Source organism: Patiriisocius sp. (genome assembly GCF_051252435.1).
Taxonomy (GTDB): Bacteria; Bacteroidota; Bacteroidia; order Flavobacteriales; family Flavobacteriaceae; genus Patiriisocius.
In genome coordinates this window covers 15201-32451 of record NZ_JBPOFW010000004.1, presented here as the reverse complement: position 1 = coordinate 32451, position 17251 = coordinate 15201, and the positions used below count along the sequence as shown (strand labels likewise).

Below are 17251 nucleotides of genomic sequence, written 5' to 3'. Positions count from 1 at the left end.
CTCGCGAAAGCGTGAATTATAAATAAGTTTATAATGGCAAAGAAATCAGTAGCATCGTTACAAACAGGATCAAAGCGTTTAACCAAAGCAATCAAAATGGTTAAGTCGCCTAAGACAGGAGCATATATGTTTACAGAGGCAATCATGGCTCCAGAGCAAGTAAACGACTGGTTGAGCAAACAATAATTGTTCGCCACACAAAAGCATTTAAGCCACTTTTTAACGAGAGTGGCTTTTTCTGTTTGTCATCGTATTCGTGTCGTGTGACTGACAATGTTGCATAAGAGCAAGCTAGGTCTTATTTTTGACAGTAATTCTGAAATGAATAAAAACTGAATACTTTTCAGTTCAACCAACAACTATTGAAAAACAAATGAGTTTTTTTAAAAAAATATTTAGCAAAGAGAAAAAGGAAACACTTGACAAAGGACTTGAAAAGTCTAAAACAAGTTTTTTTGACAAACTCAACAAAGCAGTTGCTGGAAAGAGCAAAGTGGATGAAGATGTGCTTGATAATCTGGAAGAAGTACTTGTTTCCAGTGATGTAGGGGTTACTACAACCCTAAAAATCATTGACCGAATTGAAGCGCGTGTTGCAAAAGATAAATACGTAGGGACAGACGAACTCAACCAAATTTTAAGAGAAGAAATTGCTGGCCTTTTAAGCGAAATCGATTCGGGTAATGAAACCGAATTCAAGCTACCCAAGCACGAAAACGGACCGCACGTAATAATGGTCGTCGGTGTGAACGGAGTGGGTAAAACTACTACTATTGGAAAACTAGCAAAACAATGTAAAAATGCTGGGCTACATGTAGTGCTCGGAGCGGCAGATACTTTTAGAGCAGCTGCCATTGATCAACTTCAAATTTGGGCAGACCGAACAGGAGTGCCGCTTGTAAAGCAAGAGATGGGTAGTGATCCTGCGAGTGTTGCCTTTGATACATTACAAAGTGCCGTACAGCAAAATGCAGATGTTGTCATTATTGACACGGCTGGTCGTTTACATAACAAAATAAACTTGATGAACGAGTTGACAAAAGTAAAGCGTGTCATGCAAAAAGTTGTACCAGATGCACCGCACGATGTCATGCTTGTTTTGGATGGTTCAACTGGGCAGAATGCATTTGAACAAGCAAAACAGTTTACGGCTGCTACCGAGGTAACTTCATTGGCCGTCACAAAGTTAGATGGTACCGCAAAAGGTGGCGTTGTCATTGGTATTAGTGATCAATTTCAAATTCCCGTTAAATATATTGGAGTGGGAGAAGGTATTGATGACCTGCAAATCTTTAATAAATTTGAGTTTGTAGATTCCTTTTTTAAGAGATAGTTTTTATTCTGAAATTTTATTGAAAGTTGTGAGTTTGATGGATTAGTTTTCAGCCAACTAATTTATCTTGGTTTATATTTTTTAAGAAAATATTGACTAGTGTATCTTTTAATTTAAATTATTTTAGTGTCACTAATCACTAAATTTAAAAATGATACACCCTCACACTGAAATCCAATTCATTAATGACGAAATAGGTCACGGCGTGGTAGCGACCCAATTTATTCCTGCGGGAACCATCACTTGGGTTTTAGATAAACTCGATAGAGAGTTTACAATTGAACAATTCAAAGAGTTTGACGATTTGTATAAAGAAGTTCTCAATACATATTCTTACAGAAATAGTAAAGGTAATTATGTTTTATGCTGGGATCATGGCAGGTTTGTCAATCATAGTTTTAAGAGTAACTGTCTCTCTACAGCGTATGATTTTGAGATTGCCATTAGGGATATCCAGCCCGGAGAACAATTGACAGATGATTATGGATATTTAAACGTAGATACCCCATTTAGAGCTTCTGAAGAAGGAACAAAGCGCAAAACTGTGTACCCGGACGATTTAAAAAACTATCATCAAAAATGGGATAAGAGTATTGCCGCAGTCTTCCCAAAAATTGGAGATTTACAACAACCACTTTTTAAGCTGCTTTCGCAGGAAACTAAAAATAGAATCGAGGCAGTAAATTCTAAGAAAGAGCCTTTGGCATCTATTTTAGAAATCTACTACAATCGTAGTAAATAGTATGTTTTTCGGATAAATGTTGCCTGCTATTTCTTCTGAAATTTCAGAAAAACACAAACGCACTTTAATCTCTAATATGTTGCTTTCCCGTTTTTAAGGAGTATCTTTGCACCCCTTTAAAAGCAACATTTATATTTCAGAAATATGCGTACGAAAACCCTCAAAAAAAACAAAATTAATGTAGTGACTCTTGGTTGCTCAAAAAATGTGTACGATAGTGAAGTATTGATGGGTCAACTTAGGGCCAACAATAAAGAAGTGGTACATGAGGAAGAGGGTAATATTGTTGTCATCAACACCTGTGGTTTTATCGCCAATGCAAAAGAAGAAAGCATCAATACAATTCTTGAATTTGTTGAAAAAAAGAATGATGGAATTGTAGATAAGGTTTTTGTTACGGGTTGTCTTTCCGAACGTTACAAACCGGATCTTCAAAAAGAAATCCCTGATGTTGATCAGTATTTTGGAACAACCGAATTGCCGGGATTATTAAAAGCGTTAGGTGCTGATTATAAGCACGAATTAATTGGAGAACGTTTAACAACAACACCCAAAAACTACGCATATTTAAAAATTGCCGAAGGTTGCGATCGCCCTTGTTCGTTTTGTGCCATTCCAATCATGCGAGGGAAACACAGATCTACCCCGATGGAGGATTTGGTTACTGAAGCTGAAAAACTAGCTGCAAAAGGAGTAAAAGAGTTAATTCTTATCGCGCAAGATTTAACCTACTACGGACTCGATTTGTACAAAAAACGTAATCTTGCCGAGCTGCTTGAAAAACTCGCAAAAGTAGAAGGGATTGAGTGGATTAGATTGCACTATGCATTCCCAACAGGTTTCCCTATGGATGTGCTTGATCTAATGAACAGAGAGCCTAAAATCTGTAATTATATCGACATTCCATTACAGCATATTGCTGATCCTATTTTAAAGTCAATGCGCCGTGGGACTACAAAAGCAAAAACTACAAAATTGTTACAAGATTTTAGAGCGGCAGTTCCCAATATGGCAATCCGTACGACACTTATTGTAGGATATCCGGGTGAAACTCAAGAAGATTTTGAAACCCTGAGAGATTGGGTTCAAGAAATGAGGTTTGAGCGTTTGGGTTGTTTTACATACTCACATGAAGAAAATACGCACGCTTACAATTTAGAAGATGATGTTCCAGAAGATGTAAAAATGGAACGCGCCAATAAAATAATGGAAATCCAATCTCAAATTTCTTGGGAGCTGAATCAACAAAAAATTGGTCAAGAATTTAGAGTTTTGATCGACAGAAAAGAAGGCGGATATTACGTAGGTCGTACAGAATTTGATAGTCCAGATGTAGATAACGAGGTACTCATAAATGCGGAGGATGACTATTTAAGAACTGGAGATTTCTTTAACGTGAAAATTACCGCAGCCGAAGATTTCGACTTATATGCTGAAGTAGTAAAATAGTTGCTTTCTATCTACATTATAATTAGTCACATTTCTGCTAATTTTAATTCTTTACATACACACCTCAATCACATTTTACGTACTTTAGTAACATGAGAACACTTTACTCTTTACTATTTTTTTCTTTCGTAATTTCTTTGGGTAGTTGTGTTGAAAATCAAGCTAAGAAAGAAGTTGAGATACCATTGGCAGTTGTAAAAATGGATAACCCTTCCATGGCTCAAAGTCAAACTCCACGATTATTTTCTAACGGAAATGAGCTCTACATTTCATGGGTAACTTCAAAAGGAGAAACCGACTTTCTAAACTTCTCAATCCTAAAAGACACAACGTGGGCAAATGCCGAAACGATTGTTAAAGGAAATGATTGGTTTACAAATTGGGCAGATTTCCCAGCGATTGCAGAAAGCAATGGTAATATACTTACCAGTTTTCTCCAAAAATCAGCAAACGGAACATACACCTACGACATAAAATTAAACCTCTACAATGCCACGACCAAAATGTGGAAAAAGGATATTCTCCTTAATACAGATGGCACTCAAAGCGAACATGGATTTGTTTCTATCGTCCCCAGTTATGGAGGACAGTTTTTCGTCACTTGGCTCGATGGTAGAAATACCGTGAGCAGTGAAGAAATGAGTCACGAGGACGGTCATCATGAGAGCAAAGGAGCTATGACCTTACGAGGCGCTCATATCAATCAAAATGGCGATATTATAGATGAAATAGAACTTGATAATCGTGTTTGCGATTGTTGCCAGACAAGCGCTACAATGACCACGCAAGGTCCTGTGGTTGTTTATCGCGACAGAAGCGAAGAGGAAGTGAGAGACATTTCATTAGTACAAAAAATTGAGGATCAAGATTGGTCTGCACCAAAAACTGTCAACGAAGATAATTGGAAGATTGAAGGCTGTCCCGTAAATGGCCCAAGCATTTCAACATCCGGAAATGCAATCGCAGTAGCTTGGTTTACCGAAGCAAATCAAAAAACTAAAGTACAAGTTGCCTTTAAGAAAAATGACAAAACAGATTTCGGCATACCTATAAGATTGAATGTAAAAGAAACTTTGGGAAGAGTAGATATAGTTATGCTCAATGAAGAGGAAGCCATCGTATCTTGGATGGAGTTTGAGGACGAACAAGCAATCATTCAAATAATGAAAGTCAACGCAAGTGGCGCCAAAGGAACACCACTTACCATTTCAAAAACGAGCAGTCAACGCTCTAGCGGCTTCCCTCAAATTGAATGGGTTGGCGATGCAATATATGCAGCGCTGACCATCGCAAATGATGGTGAAGATTCATCAATTGAGATGTATAAAATCCCGCTCGACTTATTATAATTTATCATCATCAAAAACAAACTTCTCATCATAGGACACAATTTCCCAGAGCCAAAAACCACTGCGGCTGGAGGAAGAATGATGCAGCTGGTCGAGTTGTTTCAAAAAGCAGGATACAGTATTTCGTTTGCAAGCACTGCGAGTATTTCTGAAAAGAGTGTACCGTTACATCATTTAGAAATCTCTTCGGAAATATTAAAACTGAATGATCCGTCTTTTGATGAATTTATCTCTAAACTAAATCCTTCAATTGTACTTTTTGATAGGTATATAACTGAAGAACAATTCGGGTGGCGAGTGACCGAAAATTGTCCGAATGCGCTAAAAATTTTAGACACCGAAGATTTACATTTTCTCCGAAAAGCGAGAGAAGAGGCTTTTAAAAAAACGGGCGATGCAGCAAATGCAGATATCTATTCTGAAACTGCAAAAAGAGAATTAGCAAGTATTTTACGCTGCGATTGTAGTTTGATAATTTCAGAATTTGAAATGCAACTACTTATCAAAACCTTTAAAATTTCCGAAGAGAGTTTATGGTATTTACCATTGCTAGTAGATGAAATTCTTGAAGAAAAAAGAATGGATTTTCCACCATTTGAAAACCGCAACGGATTTATGACTATTGGTAATTTTCTTCATGCGCCCAACGTGGACGCGGTGTTGTATTTGAAGCAATCCATCTGGCCTCTTATAAAAAAAGAGCTTCCAACCGCGACACTTTCCATCTACGGAAATTACGCTCCGCAACACATCAAAGAATTACATAATGAAAAAGAGGGATTCTTGATAAAAGGCTGGGCGGAGAGCGTAGAAACAGTAATGCAAAAAGCAAAGGTTTGCTTGGCTCCGTTGCGATTTGGTGCTGGAATAAAAGGTAAGATTCTCGATGCCATGCAATATGGAACTCCTGTTGTTGCTACTTCGATGGGGGCAGAGGGGATGTTCGATTTAGAAACTTTTTCAGTTTTTATTGAGGATGATGCCGTTGCTTTTGCTACCACTGCTGTTCATTTGCACGATGAGAAAAATAATTGGTTGTTAGCGCAACAAGCAGGGGTTGATAATTGTAACGCGAGATTTCAAAAAAGTCACTTTTCCGAAGCATTTATTGAGTATATAAAACAACTTTCTGAAAATGTAGATGCGCATCGGAAGGCTCATTTTACAGGACAAATTATCCAACAACAACAGTTGAGCGCGACAAAATATATGAGTAAATGGATTGAGGAGAAGAATAAATAGCTCTCACGAAACTTTCGTGCGACTACCTTTTCAAAAGCTTGGCGCTCCCAGAGGGTGAATTCTAAACTCGGAACATCAATAGAGCGCTTTATCTGTAAAAAAAAGGTTGAAAATCTAATTAAATAGACGATCAACCTTAATCATTGTAAATTTTAAATGTTATTTTCTAGCGATAACTTTCTTTGCAGCCTTTACAATAGCTTCGGCATTTAAGCCGTATTTCTGCATCAATTGTTCTGGAGTTCCAGATTCGCCAAAGGTATCTTGAGTGGCAACAAATTCCTGTGGTGCGGGATGATTTTCAGCAAGAATTCTTGAAACACTTTCGCCCAGTCCACCAAGGTAGTTGTGCTCTTCGGCAGTGACCACGCAACCCGTAGTTTTTACACTTTTTATAATCGCGTTTGCGTCAAGTGGTTTTATGGTGTGGATATTAATTACAGCAGCACTAATGCCTGCTTCGTTCAAAGTTTTTGCAGCTTCAAGTGCTTCCCAAACCAAGTGGCCCGTTGCAATTATTGTAACATCATTTCCTTCTTGTAGATGTACTGCTTTTCCAATTTCAAATGTTCCATTTTCTGGAGTGAAGTTGGCAACCTTTGGCCTCCCAAATCTCAAATAAACAGGTCCGTTGTGTTTAGCGATTGCAATGGTAGCAGCTTTTGTTTGATTGTAATCACAGGTATTGATTACGGTCATCCCCGGTAACATTTTCATAAGGCCAATGTCTTCTAGGATTTGGTGTGTTGCACCATCTTCACCAAGTGTAATTCCAGCATGCGAAGCACATATTTTTACATTCTTCCCGCTATAGGCAACACTCTGTCGTATCTGGTCATACACACGGCCCGTAGAAAAGTTTGCAAATGTTCCCGTAAATGGAATTTTACCGCCAATGGTCATTCCAGCTGCCATACCTATCATATTAGCCTCTGCAATACCTACTTGAAAAAAACGCTCTGGGTGATTGGCTTTAAACTCGTCCATTTTAAGTGAACCAGTCAAGTCTGCGCATAGTGCAACAACATTTTCGTTTGTTTTACCGAGTTCGGTGAGACCATCTCCAAAACCTGAACGTGTATCTTTTTTACCTGTGTCTTTATATTCTTTCATAAGCCTCCCCTAACCCCTCCAAAGGAGGGGAACTTTTGCGGGTATATTAGTTAATTGTATTCATTTTTGTGAGTTTTACTCACTTTATAGTTAAATTATGTTTGTTCCTGCTTCGGTGATAGAGGGTTGACTAATAATCCCCCAGTGTTTCAGCGTTTTGAGCAAGACCTTCTACAAGTTGCTCGTCGTTTGGAGCTTTACCGTGCCAAGCGTGCGTGTGCATCATAAAATCAACTCCGTTACCCATTACTGTGTGTAGTAAAACACAAACAGGTTTTCCATTTCCAGATTTTGATTTTGCGGTTGCCATTCCGTCAAGGATAGATTGTATGTCATTTCCTTTTGCAATCGAAACCACCTCCCAGCCAAAGGCTTCAAACTTAGCTTTTATATTTCCCATAGGAAGTACATTGTCTGTGGATCCATCAATTTGTTGACCGTTCAAATCGATGGAAACGATTAGATTGTCAACTTTATTTCCGGCCGCGTACATAATAGCTTCCCAGTTTTGACCTTCTTGTAACTCGCCATCACCACATAAAGCGTATACAGTATGCGTGTCTTTATTTAATTTTTTTGCTTCAGCTGCACCTATGGCTACTGAAATTCCCTGACCTAAAGACCCAGATGCAATACGAATTCCCGGAAGCCCTTCGTGGGTAGTTGGGTGTCCTTGCAGTCTAGAATCGAGTAGTCTAAAGGTGTTTAACTCTTCAACTGGGAAATATCCCGAACGTGCCAAAACACTATAAAAAACGGGAGAGATGTGACCGTTTGAAAGAAAGAACAGGTCTTCTTCTTTTCCGTTCATATCAAAACCATCTTTGCGCTCCATAATTTCTTGGTAGAGTGCTACAAAAAATTCTGCACAGCCTAAAGATCCGCCTGGGTGTCCTGAATTTACTTTGTGTACTTGTCTTAAAATATCTCTACGCACCTGTTTTACAAGTGCTTCCATTTCTTGAATGTTGGCCATAATACGTTTTAGATTTGCTTCAAAAATACTTTTTTAGTACCCCTAGGCAAAATATAGCCAATAGATGTTATTAACGATTTAGACGGTTTGTTAACAGAAAAGATTTATTTGTCAATCTTTTCCTTGTAATAAATTGAGCTATTAAACGTTATCTATTATTAATAAACCTAAAACAAAAAACCATGAACAACCTCATTTTAAAAGCAAGTGTATTTTTAATCATTTTTACAGGAACGCTGGTTTCTTGTGGTGACGATGACAATAGCAACAATGACACTACTCCAAATCAAACAAGTGCAGATCAAACGACAGCAATCGCACAAACAGGAACGTGGCGTATCACCTATTTTTTTGATAGTGATACTGATGAAACATCAGATTTTGCGGGGATTAACTTTACGTTCAATGCAGACGGTTCTGTAAATGCTGCTGGAAATGGACAGTTACAAAATGGTACTTGGTCCATTTCAGACAATAGCAGCAACAGCTCTAACGACGACGATGGAAATAGCACGAGTGATGACGATTTCAATCTTTTTTTCCCAGTACCGGACTCAAGTATTTTTGAGGATTTAAATGATGATTGGGATTTCGTTTCGGTTTCAGAAACAAAAATTGCGTTGACAGATGTTAGTGGTGGAAATGGAGGAACAGATTTTCTGACTTTTGAAAAGAATTAGAACTTCTGAAATTTTAAAAAATTGATATAATTGCCCTTGTTTACGACAAGGGTTTTTTATTGGTATAAATATTTGGTTTCAGAAATTATAATAATTTATTTAGGCTAAACCTATTATTTTATTAAAAGCAATTTGTGAAAGGTTCGTCTCATTTCCGAAGAAACTATCATAATTTATGAGCTTCAAAAATCACTATTTACCCTATCTTTGCCGTTCTTAAAATGAAGGGTAATTGCCTTTATAAACAATGCAAATGGATTTTAAACTCGAAGCTACAGACATACAAGGGCAGGCGCGCGCAGGAACGATTACGTTAGACCATGGAACCATAGAGACCCCCATATTTATGCCAGTGGGAACAGTGGGAACTGTAAAAGGTGTGCACCAAAAAGAGCTGAAAGATGAGATAAATCCAGATATTATTTTAGGGAATACTTACCATTTATATTTACGCCCGGGAACCAATATTCTTGAGAAAGCAGGAGGATTGCACAAGTTTATGAATTGGGACCGAAATATATTAACCGATAGCGGTGGCTACCAAGTGTATTCCCTTTCTGGAAATAATAAAATTAAAGAAGAAGGTGTAAAGTTTAAATCACACATTGACGGAAGTTACCATATGTTCACTCCGGAAAATGTGATGGAAATCCAAAGAACCATTGGTGCAGATATTATTATGGCATTTGACGAGTGTACTCCGTATCCCTGTGATTATAATTACGCAAAACGCTCCATGCACATGACGCATCGCTGGTTGGAACGCTGTATTAAACATTTGGATAAAACACCGTTAAAATATGATTACAATCAAACGTTTTTTCCCATTGTGCAAGGAAGCACGTACAAAGATTTAAGGCAACAATCTGCCGAATATATTGCAGGTGTTGGTGCAGAAGGAAATGCCATTGGTGGACTGAGCGTAGGCGAACCCGCCGAAGAAATGTATGCAATGACTGAAGTTGTAACGGCAATACTACCAAAAGATAAACCGCGTTACTTAATGGGCGTGGGTACTCCTATTAATTTATTGGAAAATATTGCTCTGGGAATTGATATGTTTGACTGCGTCATGCCCACAAGAAATGGTAGAAACGGAATGCTTTTTACAGCGCACGGAACCATCAATATCAAAAATAAAAAGTGGGAACAAGATTTCTCTCCGCTAGACGAAATGGCAATCACATGGGTAGATACGGAGTACAGCAAAGCGTATGTTCGTCATTTATTTACCGTAAACGAAATGCTTGGAAGACAAATTGCAACAATCCATAATTTAGGATTTTACTTATGGTTGGTGCGCGAGGCTAGAAAGCATATCTTAGCGGGAGATTACACGACGTGGAAAAATATGATGGTGAAGCAAATGGACAAGCGATTGTAATTTTGTTAGCCTTTAGAAAGAATAGCGTTTTTCTTCGGAAATATTAAATAATCAAAAAAATAGTTTTAATTATCAATGCTCAGTATTCTCGATAAATACATCTTAAAAAGATATTTAGGAACATTTTTGCTCCTGCTATTGCTTTTTATACCTATTGGGATTACTGTAAATCTTGCAGAGAAGATTGACAAAATTCTAGCAAACGAAGTACCATTTATTGAGGTTGCAATTTATTATTTGGACTTTACGGTCTATTTTGCCAATTTGCTTTTTCCGTTGTTTTTGTTTTTATCGGTGATTTGGTTTACATCTAAACTTGCCAATAATACTGAAATTATTGCCTTTTTAAGTAGTGGTGTTTCATATTACAGATTTCTGCGCCCTTATATGATAGGAGCAACAATTGTATGTATTGGTGCTTTTTTCTTGGGGATGTATCTTGCTCCCATAGCCAGCCAAGGCTTTAATGATTTTACGTATAAGCATCTAAAAAAAGGAAAAAAAGCTTACGAGAACTCGAATGTTTACAGACAGCTTAATGAAAATGATTATTTATATGTGGGCTATTTTAATGTTTCTGAAAAGACCGGAACCAACTTTACTTTAGAACATTTTGAAGGTTCTAAAATGACCAATAAAATTTCAGCTAGTCGAATTCAATTCAATGAAGAAGATTCTACATATTCATTGTTTACGTACAAAGAAAGAAGGGTTGGGGAATTTGGAGATTCTCTAATTTTTGAACAGAAAAGAGATACCATTTTTGATTTTGACCTTGAAGATTTAACTCCAGTTAAATACATTGCCGAAACGCTCAATTTAAATGAATTAAACGCCTTTATCGCAAGAGAGAAAGAAAAAGGCTCGTCGTATATTAATAGGTATGAAGTGGTGCGTTACAAAAGATGGAGTTTGCCGGTTTCAGCTTATATTTTGACCATCATTGCTGTGGCGGTATCTTCTGTGAAGCGTCGTGGTGGGATGGGGGTCAATCTCGCTATCGGGATTGCCATTGGAATGGTATTCATATTTTTTGATAAAATTTTTGGTACACTAGCGGAGCAGAGTGATTTCTCTCCGTTTATAGCCACTTGGGCACCTAATATGGTATTCGGAGTACTAGCCATTTATCTCTTACGAAATGCCAAACGATAAACTACTTAATTATCTTCATCTCCATTTCATAGTTTTCATTTGGGGATTTACAGCCGTTTTAGGAGCACTTATAAGTATTGAGGCAATACCTTTGGTTTGGTATCGCATGTTGATTGCGAGTTTGCTCATTTTTGGATGGGTTGGCTATAAAAAAATGCCTTTAAAATTTCCGAAGAAAACCTTAACGGGATTTTTGATTGCGGGAGCTATTATTGCTGCGCACTGGTTAACATTTTTTGGTGCGATTAAAGTTTCAAATGTATCTATAACACTTGCGGTGCTTTCAACGGGTGCTTTTTTCACCTCCATTTTAGAACCCATTTATTACAAACGGAAAGTAATCTGGTACGAGGTAGCTTTTGGTGTGCTTGTTATCGCTGGATTGTGCATTATATTTAATGTTGAGGGAGATTATTTTTGGGGAATTGTGATGGCACTTACATCTGCATTTTTGAGTGCTTTATTTTCGGTAATCAACGGAAAATTTGCTGTGAAGTATAACGCATCAGTAATTTCGTTTTACGAATTGGGATTTGGTATGTTGTGTATTACGGTGTATTTAATTTTCAGCGGAAGCTTTACGAGCGAGTTCTTTAAATTGCAGACGAGTGATTGGATATATTTAGCAATTTTAGCATCGGCTTGTACCGCTTATGCATTTATCGCGAGTGTTCATGTGATGAAATGGATCAGCCCATATACGGTGATGTTGACCATAAATCTAGAGCCCGTTTACGGTATTATCTTAGCATTGCTCATCTTGGGAGATAGCGAGAATATGAGTCCGCAATTTTATTACGGAGCGGCGCTAATTGTAGTAACAGTAATAGCTAACGGAATTATCAAAAATAAAACCCAAAGAAAAAAAAGACGTTTAAGCGATACCTAGCGACATTATTTTATCTTTGTAAACTGACCATAAATTAAAAGTCAATGAATACTATGGAATACCTTGATTTTGAATTACCCATAAAAGAACTGCAAGAGCAGTTTGAAAAGGCATGTGCGATAGGAACGGAGAGTGATGTTGATGTTACGAAAACATGCAAACAGATTGAAAAAAAATTAAACGATACAAAGAAGGAGATATATAAAAATTTGACGCCTTGGCAGCGTGTTCAATTATCTAGACACCCTAACCGTCCTTACACAATGGACTATATCAATGCTATATGCGGAGAATCTTTTGTAGAGTTGCACGGTGATAGAGGTTTTAAAGACGATAAAGCAATGGTAGGTGGTCTTGGTAAAATTGGCGACCAGAGCTATATGTTTGTTGGACAACAAAAAGGATACAACACAAAAACGAGACAGTATCGCAACTTTGGGATGGCAAATCCTGAAGGATATCGCAAGGCATTGCGTTTATTTAAGAGTGCGGAAAAATTTGGAATTCCTGTAGTTTGTTTAATAGATACCCCTGGAGCATATCCAGGACTAGAAGCCGAAGAACGCGGACAAGGGGAAGCAATCGCTAGAAATATACTTGAAATGACCCGTCTTAAAGTACCCATTATTGTTGTAATAATAGGAGAAGGTGCGAGCGGTGGTGCTTTAGGGATAGGCGTGGGAGATAGAGTTTTGATGTTAGAAAACACGTGGTATTCTGTAATCTCTCCAGAGAGTTGTTCTTCAATCTTATGGCGTAGTTGGGAATTTAAAGAACAGGCAGCTGAAGCTTTAAAACTCACAGCAACCGATATGAAACAACAGAAACTTATTGATGTCATCGTCAAAGAACCCATTGGTGGAGCACACGGAAATAGAGAGGAAACTTTTAAAATAGTTGCCGCTGCAATTTCAAAAGAATATAAGGCATTAAAAGACTTATCACCAAAAGATTTAGTTGCAAAAAGGATGGATAAATATTCAGAAATGGGAGTCTTCAAAGGCTAGTTGCAACGATACCAACGATTCTTAAAATCTGAAGTTTCTGCTTCAGATTTTTTTTATGCTTATCAACAATATTATTGAGTTATTAACAGTTGGATTGTTAATGACCTGTGAATAGTGCGGACTAAAATTTTTACCGTCCGCTTAACAATTTCTTTACATTCGCCTTATGGAAAAAGTACAGCCTCAAACCTCTTATGCAAAGCGTCCTTCACAGGTAATTAGCCTTGAAAAGGGAAAAATACCACCGCAAGCTATTGATTTAGAAGAAGTTGTGCTTGGAGCGATGATGATTGACAAAAAAGGGGTAGATGAGGTTATTGACATTCTTAACCCAGATGTTTTCTATAAAGAAGCGCATCAACACATTTTTGAAGCCATCCACACGCTCTTTGTAAATAGCGAACCCGTCGACTTATTAACCGTTTCAGCGCAGTTAAAGCGTAGCCAAACGTTAGAGAAAGCAGGAGGCGAATTTTACCTCATTCAATTAACGCAAAAAGTATCATCTTCTGCACATATAGAATTCCATGCACGTATTATTCTTCAAAAATATATTCAACGTAGTTTGATTAAAATTTCAAACGAAATTATTGAAGAATCCTACGATGAAACGACAGATGTTTTTGATCTGCTCGACACTGCCGAAAGTAAATTATACGATATCACACAAGGGAACATAAAACGTTCCAGTGAAACGGCTCAGGATTTGGTAATCCAAGCGAAAAAGAAAATTGAAGAAATTGCTAATCAAGAAGGACTCTCTGGGGTTCCCAGCGGTTTTGATTTAGTAGATAAGTTGACATCGGGCTGGCAGCCAAGTGATTTAATTATCATCGCAGCACGTCCAGGTATGGGTAAAACCGCATTGACGCTTTCTATGGCGCGAAACATGGCAGTACAGCACAATATTCCCGTGGCGTTTTTCTCTTGCGAAATGTCATCTGTACAATTGATTACACGTTTGATTTCCAGTGAAACGGGACTTTCTTCGGAAAAGCTACGTACCGGGAATCTCGAAAAACATGAATGGGAACAGTTAAATGTAAAAGTAAAAGGGCTGGAAAAAGCACCTTTATTTATTGATGATACGCCATCACTTTCCATTTTTGATTTACGTGCAAAAGCGCGACGTTTAGCATCGCAGCACGGGATAAAAATGATCATGATTGACTACTTGCAATTAATGACGGCCGGTGGAAATAAAAATGGCGGAAATCGTGAACAAGAAATTTCAACGATTTCTCGAAACTTAAAGGCACTCGCCAAAGAACTCAATGTTCCCGTTATTGCATTATCACAATTGTCACGTGCCGTGGAAACTCGTGGAGGAAGCAAACGCCCATTGTTGAGTGACCTTCGTGAATCTGGAGCGATTGAGCAGGATGCAGATATCGTGTCGTTTATCTATCGCCCAGAATATTACAAAATTGAAGAATGGGATGATGAGGAAAATTCACCCACAGATGGACAAGCGGAATTTATCGTAGCAAAACACCGTAATGGTGGATTGGACGAAATTAGACTACGTTTTGTGGGGCATTTAGGTAAGTTTGAAAACCTTGAAACATTTCCTTTTACTAACGAAATCGCTTCCAGCATGAACGCCGCTGCAAACGATGATACTTTTAAAACACCCAACTTCCCATCAGCCGAAGATGCTTTTGGAAGCTCCATGAATGATGATTTGTCACCCGAGGGTGAGGACGAAGTACCTTTTTAGAATTTCTACATTTTAAAATCACATTGTATAGTTATTCGGTTGAGCACAGTCAAAACCTATTTTGAACATTTGAATATTAATTAATTCCTACAATCTTTTTTCTCACTTCAGAAATTTTAAGCAATTACTATAATTGTGTTGTTTAAAATTTCTGAAGAAATTGTCTTTGCATTACACTAAATTCATCCTTCAATAGATATTTTATTTTTAAAATCTCATTTTTATTTATTTGTAAATAATTTATTTTCAATAAAATAGGTGTTTATACGCATTTTATTTACGTGAAGTAAAACTACTTTTAAGGTTATATTTTTAACCAATTAAATTTAAAAGTTATGGAAGATGGGTATTTAGGACAAGTTTTATTATTTGCAGGCAATTTTGCACCACGAGGTTGGGCTTTTTGCCAAGGACAGATACAACAAATTGCTAAAAATCAATCGCTTTTTGCGATTTTGGGAACTAAATATGGTGGTGATGGAAGAACAACGTTTGGTCTACCTAAAATGGAAAGTCAAGATGAAGTTACTTATATAATTTGTGTAGAAGGAATGTTTCCATCAAGAAATTAAGGGTTGCTAACATCTTTTTTCTTACTTCGGAAATTTTAAACTGTGGCTATGATTCCGTTGTTTAATATTTCCGAAGCTAATGTCTTTATATTATACGAAAGTACTGTAAAGCATTTCGAATTTCGTTTATTCTGAGATTAGCTTGTGCCTATTTCAAGCGGTATCGAAGTACTCAATGTGATATTTTTATTTATCATCTATTTGTCCGGCTGAACGCAGTCGCAGCTGTATAGCGAAATTTCCCCAAATACCTCCGCCATTACACATTCAACCTTTAATATTTAACATTTCTTTCCTTCTTTGGCTCAAATTTTGCCGACAATAAAACTCCTAACAAACAAGAAACTTTTATCTTGTAAGCTAAATATACAGTACATGTCAAAATACATAATTATTGCCTTTATATTGCTTTTTGGTTGGAGCGCCAATGCCTCGTATATACTCATTCCAATGGATGAAGAAACCCAAAAAGAACATTTAAAAGCCTATGGAATTACCTATTGGACACTCGAAAAAAACGCTAAAGTAAAATGGTTGCTCAATTATCGTGGCGGTTCTTTCTTGATTCCAGACTCCGAAGAAATACGAAGAGAATGCCAAATAAGAGGTGTGTCTTTCGAAATTTTAAGCGATTCGAAAACCGAACAAATCCTTACCGAAATCGCTAGTCCTTCTCAAAATATGGAAGCGGTAGTTTTAGAAAAAGCACCTAAGATTGCAGTCTATTCCCCGAAGGGAAATTTGCCGTGGGATGATGCGGTTACTATGGTGTTGACCTATGCAGAGATTCCTTATAAAACTATTTATGACGAAGAAGTATTGGGAGACGAATTGATTTTATACGATTGGTTGCACTTGCACCACGAAGATTTTACAGGACAGTACGGTAAATTTTATAGAGCGTATCGTTCGGCACCTTGGTATATCGAGGAAAAACAAAAAAGTGAAGAACTAGCGGCGAAGTTGGGGTACAGTAAAGTTTCTGAAGAAAAAAGAGATGTTTCGCTCAAGATACGTGATTATGTTGTGGGTGGTGGTTTTATGTTTGCCATGTGCAGTGCAACCGATAGTTTTGACATTGCGCTTGCCGCAGAAGGCGTTGATATTTGCGAACCAATGTTTGACGGAGACCCGAGCGAACCTAATTACCAAAACAAAATTGACGATAAAAAAACGTTTGCCTTTAAAGACTTTACGCTAGAGCGAAGTCCAATGGTGTATGAATTTTCATCCATTGATATGACGACCAAACGCAAAGTGCGCAAAGAAACGGACTATTTTTCATTAATGGATTACTCGGCTAAATGGGACCCAATCCCTTGTATGTTGGTTCAAAATCATACTTCTTTGGTCAAGGGATTTATGGGGCAAACTACAAGTTATGAACGAGACGAGATTAAAAGCAATGTGTTGGTGATGGGTGAGCACAAAGCGACGGGCGAAGCTCGCTACATTCACGGCATAAAAGGAAAAGGCTTTTTTACTTTTTATGGTGGTCACGACCCAGAGGATTATCAACATAGAGTAGGCGATGCAAAAACCGAGCTAGCACTACACCCCAACTCCCCGGGCTATCGATTGATTTTAAACAACGTTTTATTCCCCGCAGCAAAAAAGAAAAAGCAGAAAACTTGATGTAT

Annotated in this window: 16 protein-coding genes; 14 read left to right on the top strand and 2 right to left on the bottom strand. The window is 37.6% G+C overall.

Features of this window, described 5'->3' with window-relative positions; all coding sequences use genetic code 11:
* Nucleotides 1–33: 33 nt before the first annotated feature.
* The 6 genes from ACSHW7_RS09735 to ACSHW7_RS09710 all read left to right on the top strand — a co-directional run bounded on the left by ACSHW7_RS09735 (nt 34) and on the right by ACSHW7_RS09710 (nt 6115).
* Complete coding sequence (locus ACSHW7_RS09735; protein WP_435679159.1) at nt 34–186, top strand: DUF4295 domain-containing protein; 153 nt, start codon at nt 34–36, stop codon at nt 184–186.
* A gap of 187 nt (nt 187–373) precedes the next feature.
* Nucleotides 374–1333: a signal recognition particle-docking protein FtsY gene (gene ftsY / locus ACSHW7_RS09730; RefSeq protein ID WP_435679158.1), complete on the top strand. Its 960-nt coding sequence runs from the start codon at nt 374–376 to the stop codon at nt 1331–1333.
* Nucleotides 1334–1484: 151 nt separating this feature from the next.
* The gene (locus ACSHW7_RS09725) at nt 1485–2075 is read left to right on the top strand and encodes an SET domain-containing protein (protein ID WP_435679157.1); all 591 of its coding nucleotides are present in this window, start codon (nt 1485–1487) and stop codon (nt 2073–2075) included.
* Between the two features lie 144 nt (nt 2076–2219).
* On the top strand, nt 2220–3524 hold the full coding sequence (gene rimO / locus ACSHW7_RS09720; protein WP_435679156.1) for a 30S ribosomal protein S12 methylthiotransferase RimO: 1305 nt from the start codon (nt 2220–2222) through the stop codon (nt 3522–3524).
* 92 nt (nt 3525–3616) lie between these two features.
* Complete coding sequence (locus tag ACSHW7_RS09715; protein WP_435679155.1) at nt 3617–4873, top strand: hypothetical protein; 1257 nt, start codon at nt 3617–3619, stop codon at nt 4871–4873.
* A gap of 78 nt (nt 4874–4951) precedes the next feature.
* Nucleotides 4952–6115, top strand: a complete 1164-nt coding sequence (locus tag ACSHW7_RS09710; RefSeq protein ID WP_435679154.1) for a glycosyltransferase — start codon at nt 4952–4954, stop codon at nt 6113–6115.
* 159 nt (nt 6116–6274) lie between these two features.
* On the opposite strand, the gene ACSHW7_RS09705 is transcribed toward ACSHW7_RS09710, so the two are convergent.
* Both ACSHW7_RS09705 and ACSHW7_RS09700 read right to left on the bottom strand, forming a co-directional pair.
* Nucleotides 6275–7228, bottom strand: a complete 954-nt coding sequence (locus ACSHW7_RS09705) for a transketolase family protein (RefSeq protein ID WP_435679153.1) — start codon at nt 7226–7228, stop codon at nt 6275–6277.
* Nucleotides 7229–7358: 130 nt separating this feature from the next.
* Nucleotides 7359–8204 carry a transketolase gene (locus tag ACSHW7_RS09700; protein ID WP_435679152.1) on the bottom strand — a complete coding sequence of 282 codons (846 nt, stop codon included), beginning with the start codon at nt 8202–8204 and terminating at the stop codon, nt 7359–7361.
* A 182-nt stretch (nt 8205–8386) separates the two neighbouring features.
* Here ACSHW7_RS09700 and ACSHW7_RS09695 point away from each other — a divergent pair, with 182 nt between their 5' ends.
* The 8 genes from ACSHW7_RS09695 (at nt 8387) to ACSHW7_RS09660 (ending at nt 17246) form a co-directional block, all read left to right on the top strand.
* On the top strand, nt 8387–8884 hold the full coding sequence (locus ACSHW7_RS09695; protein ID WP_435679151.1) for a hypothetical protein: 498 nt from the start codon (nt 8387–8389) through the stop codon (nt 8882–8884).
* Nucleotides 8885–9137: 253 nt separating this feature from the next.
* The gene (tgt, locus tag ACSHW7_RS09690; RefSeq protein ID WP_435679150.1) at nt 9138–10268 is read left to right on the top strand and encodes a tRNA guanosine(34) transglycosylase Tgt; all 1131 of its coding nucleotides are present in this window, start codon (nt 9138–9140) and stop codon (nt 10266–10268) included.
* A 75-nt stretch (nt 10269–10343) separates the two neighbouring features.
* The gene (locus tag ACSHW7_RS09685; RefSeq protein WP_435679149.1) at nt 10344–11423 is read left to right on the top strand and encodes an LptF/LptG family permease; all 1080 of its coding nucleotides are present in this window, start codon (nt 10344–10346) and stop codon (nt 11421–11423) included.
* The gene (locus tag ACSHW7_RS09680; protein WP_435679148.1) at nt 11410–12312 is read left to right on the top strand and encodes a DMT family transporter; all 903 of its coding nucleotides are present in this window, start codon (nt 11410–11412) and stop codon (nt 12310–12312) included. The genes ACSHW7_RS09685 and ACSHW7_RS09680 overlap by 14 nt, the downstream gene beginning before the upstream one ends.
* A 53-nt stretch (nt 12313–12365) precedes the next feature.
* Nucleotides 12366–13319 carry an acetyl-CoA carboxylase carboxyltransferase subunit alpha gene (locus tag ACSHW7_RS09675; protein ID WP_435679521.1) on the top strand — a complete coding sequence of 318 codons (954 nt, stop codon included), beginning with the start codon at nt 12366–12368 and terminating at the stop codon, nt 13317–13319.
* A 166-nt stretch (nt 13320–13485) separates the two neighbouring features.
* Nucleotides 13486–15039 (top strand): replicative DNA helicase, encoded by a 1554-nt coding sequence (gene dnaB / locus ACSHW7_RS09670; protein WP_435679147.1) that lies wholly within the window; start codon nt 13486–13488, stop codon nt 15037–15039.
* 335 nt (nt 15040–15374) lie between these two features.
* Nucleotides 15375–15611: a phage tail protein gene (locus tag ACSHW7_RS09665; protein ID WP_435679146.1), complete on the top strand. Its 237-nt coding sequence runs from the start codon at nt 15375–15377 to the stop codon at nt 15609–15611.
* A gap of 450 nt (nt 15612–16061) precedes the next feature.
* Nucleotides 16062–17246 carry an asparagine synthetase B gene (locus ACSHW7_RS09660; protein ID WP_435679520.1) on the top strand — a complete coding sequence of 395 codons (1185 nt, stop codon included), beginning with the start codon at nt 16062–16064 and terminating at the stop codon, nt 17244–17246.
* The last annotated feature ends 5 nt before the right edge of the window (nt 17247–17251 follow it).